This is a genomic window from Pseudomonas sp. 2VD, assembly GCF_005503585.1.
GTDB classification, from domain to species: domain Bacteria; phylum Pseudomonadota; class Gammaproteobacteria; order Pseudomonadales; family Pseudomonadaceae; genus Pseudomonas; species Pseudomonas aeruginosa.
The window spans coordinates 1-4333 of sequence record NZ_SCND01000444.1; the positions used below are offsets into that span (position 1 = coordinate 1).

A 4333-nucleotide genomic window follows, 5' to 3' on the forward strand; every position below is an offset into this window, starting at 1 on the left:
CTACAAGCAGGCTATCGGTCGCGCCGCGGCGGCGCGACCGATAGCCTGCTTGTAGGGCGAGACGGGCTGTGCGGCTTCGCCGATCAGTTCCTGCGGCATCGGCACCGCACCGCCGTAGCGACGCAACAGCAGGCCGTGGCTTTCCATGGCGGCGAGGTCCTTGCGGATGGTCACTTCCGAGGTGGAAAAGCGCTTGGCGAGTGCGTCCACGCTGACCTCGCCCTGCTCGGAAAGCAGCGCGAGGATGGCATGGCGACGTTGCGGCGTATTACGTTTCGAGATCACTTAAGTTTCGTTTCGAAAGAAAAGTGTGCGAATCAAAACTTATCCGGCGATTCCCGTCAATGACTTTTCATCGGCTCGGCAGCACCGTATTGGGATCGAGGTAGAACATTTTCTTCCAACCCTGGGTGCTGGCGTCGGCCAGCCAGGGATAGGGCAGCAAGGTGATGATCGCGTAGTGCAGGTGGGCCGGCTTGCCGCGCGCGTTGCCGGTGGTTCCGACCGCACCCAGGCGGGAACCGGCGAGGACCGGCTGGCCCGGATAGGCGTCGAGGCTATCGAGATGGGCGTAGTAATGCAGGCGCCACTTGGGCGCCAGCACCAGGACGACCTTGCCGCCGAGGGCGATCTCCCCGCGATAGAGCACCAGGCCGTAGCTGGCGGAGCGTACGGGGGTGCCGCTGCGGGCGAAGATGTCGATGCCCTTGTGCACTCCGGAGCGCCCCCAGGGCTCGAACCAGAAGGTTCGCGGATTCCAGTCGCGGGCACTGGCGCCTTCGACGGGTATCCGCGGCCATTCGGGCAGCACCGCCCAGGCTATGAGCAGCCCCAGCACGATCCATTTCGCAGGCTTCGGCATCCGTGCCGCTCCGTTACTTCTTGATTTTTTCCGGGCGCTTCCAGTTTTCCAGGTTCTTCTGCCGGGCGCGGCCGAAGGCCAGGTTCTTCGCCGGAACCTCATGGGTGATGGTGGAGCCGGCCGCGGTCGTCGCGCCATCGCCAATCTTCAGCGGCGCCACCAGCGAGTTGTTCGAGCCGATGAACACATCGTCGCCCAGCTCGGTGCGGAATTTGTTCGCGCCATCGTAGTTGCAGGTGATGGTGCCGGCGCCGATATTGCAGTTGGCGCCCAGCTCGGCATCGCCCAGGTAGCTCAGGTGGCCGGCCTTGCTGCCCTCGCCCAGGCGGGCATTCTTCAGTTCGACGAAGTTGCCGACATGGGCCCGAGCGCCGAGCACGCTGCCCGGACGCAGGCGGGCGAACGGACCGGCATCGCTACCCTCGCCCAGCTCCGCGCCTTCCAGGTGGCTGTTGGCCTTGATCACCGCGCCACGCCGCAGGACGCTGTCGCGAATCACGCAGTTCGGTCCGATGTGCACGTCGTCCTCGATCACCACGCGGCCTTCCAGCACCACGTTGACGTCGATCAGCACGTCGCGGCCGACCGAGATTTCGCCACGGACATCCAGGCGCTGCGGATCGAGCAGGGTCACGCCCTGGCGCATCAGCTCCTCCGCGCGCAGGCGCTGGTAGTGACGCTCCAGCTGGGCCTGTTGCATGCGGTCATTAACGCCCTGCACTTCCATCGCGTCCAGCGGTTGGGCGCTGGCTACCACCAGGCCGTCGCCGACCGCCATGGCGATCACGTCGGTCAGGTAGTACTCGCCCTGGGCGTTGTCGTTGGACAGGCGGCCGAGCCAGTCGGCAAGGCGCTTGCCCGGCACCGCGAGGATGCCGGTGTTGATCTCGCCGATCTGGCGCTGCGCCGGGGTCGCGTCCTTGTGCTCGACGATGGCCTGCACCGCGCCCTGATCGTCACGGACGATGCGGCCGTAGCCGGTGGGGTCGAGCATGTCGACGGTGAGCAACGACAACTGGTCCGGGGTGACTTGCGCCAGCAGGCGCTGCAAGGTGTCCAGCTGGATCAGCGGCACGTCGCCGTAGAGGATCAGCACCTGGTCTGCACTGAGGAACGGCAGGGCCTGGGCCACCGCATGGCCCGTACCGAGCTGTTCGGCCTGGAGCACGAAATTCAGGTCGTCGGCGGCCATCCGCTCACGCACCAGATCCGCGCCGTGGCCGATCACCACGTGGATCCGTTCCGGCTGCAACTGGCGCGCGCAGTCGATGACGTGGCCGAGCATCGGCTTGCCGGCAATGGGATGGAGGACCTTGGGCAGGGCCGAACGCATGCGGGTGCCCTGGCCGGCGGCGAGAATCACGATTTCAAGGGACATGGACTGGACTACCGTTCCTGGTGGTCACAGGCAAAACCTGTGAGTGAAGATGCAAAACGAAAAAAGGGTAGCCCACAGGCTACCCTTTTCCCTGACACCGCTAGAAGTACCGGCTGGAAATCAGCCGCCGAACTTCTTGCGCAGTTGCTGGACGGTGCGCAGCTGGGCTGCGGCTTCGGCCAGACGCGCGGCAGCGGCGCTGTAGTCGAACTCGGCGCCCTTGCCCTGCAGCGCCTTTTCGGCAGCCTTCAGGGCTTCCTGGGCGGCCGCTTCGTCGAGGTCGCCGGCACGAACCACGGTGTCGGCGAGGACCTTGACCATGTTCGGCTGGACTTCGAGGAAACCGCCGGAGATGTAGTACACCTCCTGCTCGCCGCCCTGCTTGACCAGGCGGATGGGGCCCGGTTTCAGGTCGGTGATCAGCGGCGCGTGGCCCGGGGCGATACCCAGGTCACCCAGAGCGCCGTGCGCGATAACCATCTCGACCAGGCCGGAGAAGATCTCCGCCTCGGCGCTGACGATGTCGCAATGGACTGTTATGGCCATACGCTTGCCTCACATGAGCGCCCGTCGCCGGGCGCACAGGATTACAGTTTTTTGGCTTTCTCGACCGCTTCTTCGATACCGCCGACCATGTAGAACGCCTGCTCCGGCAGGTGATCGTAGTCGCCGTTGAGAATGCCCTTGAAGCCAGCGATGGTGTCCTTCAGGGAAACGTACTTGCCCGGCGAGCCGGTGAAGACTTCCGCTACGAAGAACGGCTGGGACAGGAAGCGCTGGATCTTACGAGCGCGCGCCACCAGCAGCTTGTCGGCTTCGGACAGTTCGTCCATGCCCAGGATCGCGATGATGTCCTTCAGCTCCTTGTAGCGCTGCAGAACATACTGGACGCCGCGAGCGGTGTCGTAGTGATCCTGGCCGATCACCAGCGGATCGAGCTGGCGAGAGGTGGAGTCCAGCGGGTCGACCGCGGGGTAGATACCCAGCGAGGCGATGTCACGGGACAGTACGACGGTCGCGTCCAGGTGGGCGAAGGTGGTCGCCGGGGACGGGTCGGTGAGGTCGTCCGCGGGAACGTATACGGCCTGGATCGAGGTGATCGAGCCTTTCTTGGTGGAGGTGATGCGCTCCTGCAGAACGCCCATCTCTTCGGCCAGGGTCGGCTGATAACCCACCGCGGACGGCATACGGCCCAGCAGTGCGGACACTTCGGTACCGGCGAGGGTGTAACGGTAGATGTTGTCGATGAACAACAGAACGTCACGGCCTTCGTCACGGAACTTCTCGGCCATGGTCAGGCCGGTCAGTGCGACGCGCAGACGGTTGCCCGGCGGCTCGTTCATCTGGCCGTATACCAGGGCTACCTTGTCCAGTACGTTGGAGTCCTTCATCTCGTGGTAGAAGTCGTTACCCTCACGAGTACGCTCGCCCACACCCGCGAACACGGAATAACCGCTGTGCTCGATGGCGATGTTACGGATCAGTTCCATCATGTTGACGGTCTTGCCCACGCCGGCGCCGCCGAACAGGCCTACCTTGCCGCCCTTGGCGAACGGGCAGACCAGGTCGATCACCTTGATGCCGGTTTCCAGCAGCTCGTTGCCGCCAGCCTGGTCGGCATAGGACGGAGCTTCGCGGTGGATGCCCCAGCGCTCTTCTTCGCCGATGGGACCGGCTTCGTCGATCGGGTTGCCCAGTACGTCCATGATCCGGCCCAGGGTCGCTTTACCGACCGGCACGGAGATGGCAGCACCAGTGCTGTCCACGTTCAGGCCACGCTTGAGGCCTTCGGTGGAACCCATCGCAATGGAACGAACCACGCCGTCGCCCAGCTGCTGCTGGACTTCCAGGGTGGTTTCAACGCCCTGAACCTTCAGGGCTTCATAGATGCTCGGCACGGCATCGCGCGGGAATTCCACGTCGATCACGGCGCCGATGATTTGAACGATACGTCCGCTACTCATGTCTGGTTCCTCTGAATTTTGAACCTGTTCTTACACCGCGGCAGCGCCGCCGACGATTTCCGAGATTTCCTGGGTGATCGCCGCCTGACGCGCCTTGTTGTAGATCAGCTGCAAATCGCTGATCAGCTC

At 64.1% G+C, this 4333-nt stretch carries 5 protein-coding genes and 1 pseudogene; all 6 read right to left on the reverse strand.

Annotation, left to right across the window (positions count from 1 at the left end; translation table 11 throughout):
• Positions 1–18 precede the first annotated feature (18 nt).
• Positions 19–285 (reverse strand): annotated as a pseudogene (locus FFS27_RS29275) (DeoR family transcriptional regulator); the annotation flags it as partial.
• A 67-nt stretch (positions 286–352) separates the two neighbouring features.
• Complete coding sequence (locus FFS27_RS29280) at positions 353–862, reverse strand: M23 family metallopeptidase (RefSeq protein ID WP_019485162.1); 510 nt, start codon at positions 860–862, stop codon at positions 353–355.
• A gap of 13 nt (positions 863–875) precedes the next feature.
• On the reverse strand, positions 876–2240 hold the full coding sequence (gene glmU, locus FFS27_RS29285; protein ID WP_003109147.1) for a bifunctional UDP-N-acetylglucosamine diphosphorylase/glucosamine-1-phosphate N-acetyltransferase GlmU: 1365 nt from the start codon (positions 2238–2240) through the stop codon (positions 876–878).
• Between the two features lie 120 nt (positions 2241–2360).
• A complete protein-coding gene (locus FFS27_RS29290; RefSeq protein ID WP_003097128.1) occupies positions 2361–2786 on the reverse strand; it encodes a F0F1 ATP synthase subunit epsilon in 426 nt (141 codons plus the stop codon).
• Between the two features lie 41 nt (positions 2787–2827).
• Complete coding sequence (atpD, locus tag FFS27_RS29295) at positions 2828–4204, reverse strand: F0F1 ATP synthase subunit beta (RefSeq protein WP_003097130.1); 1377 nt, start codon at positions 4202–4204, stop codon at positions 2828–2830.
• Between the two features lie 30 nt (positions 4205–4234).
• Positions 4235–4333: F0F1 ATP synthase subunit gamma (locus FFS27_RS29300; RefSeq protein WP_171019255.1), on the reverse strand; the 99-nt coding region annotated here is incomplete at its 5' end.

Excerpts from the sequence above, each read along its gene's own strand:
- FFS27_RS29290 (WP_003097128.1), bottom strand. The coding sequence starts at position 2,786 with ATGGCCATAACAGTCCATTGCGACATCGTCAGCGCCGAGGCGGAGATC.
- glmU (WP_003109147.1), bottom strand. The coding sequence starts at position 2,240 with ATGTCCCTTGAAATCGTGATTCTCGCCGCCGGCCAGGGCACCCGCATG.
- FFS27_RS29280 (WP_019485162.1), bottom strand. The coding sequence starts at position 862 with ATGCCGAAGCCTGCGAAATGGATCGTGCTGGGGCTGCTCATAGCCTGG.
- atpD (WP_003097130.1), bottom strand. The coding sequence starts at position 4,204 with ATGAGTAGCGGACGTATCGTTCAAATCATCGGCGCCGTGATCGACGTG.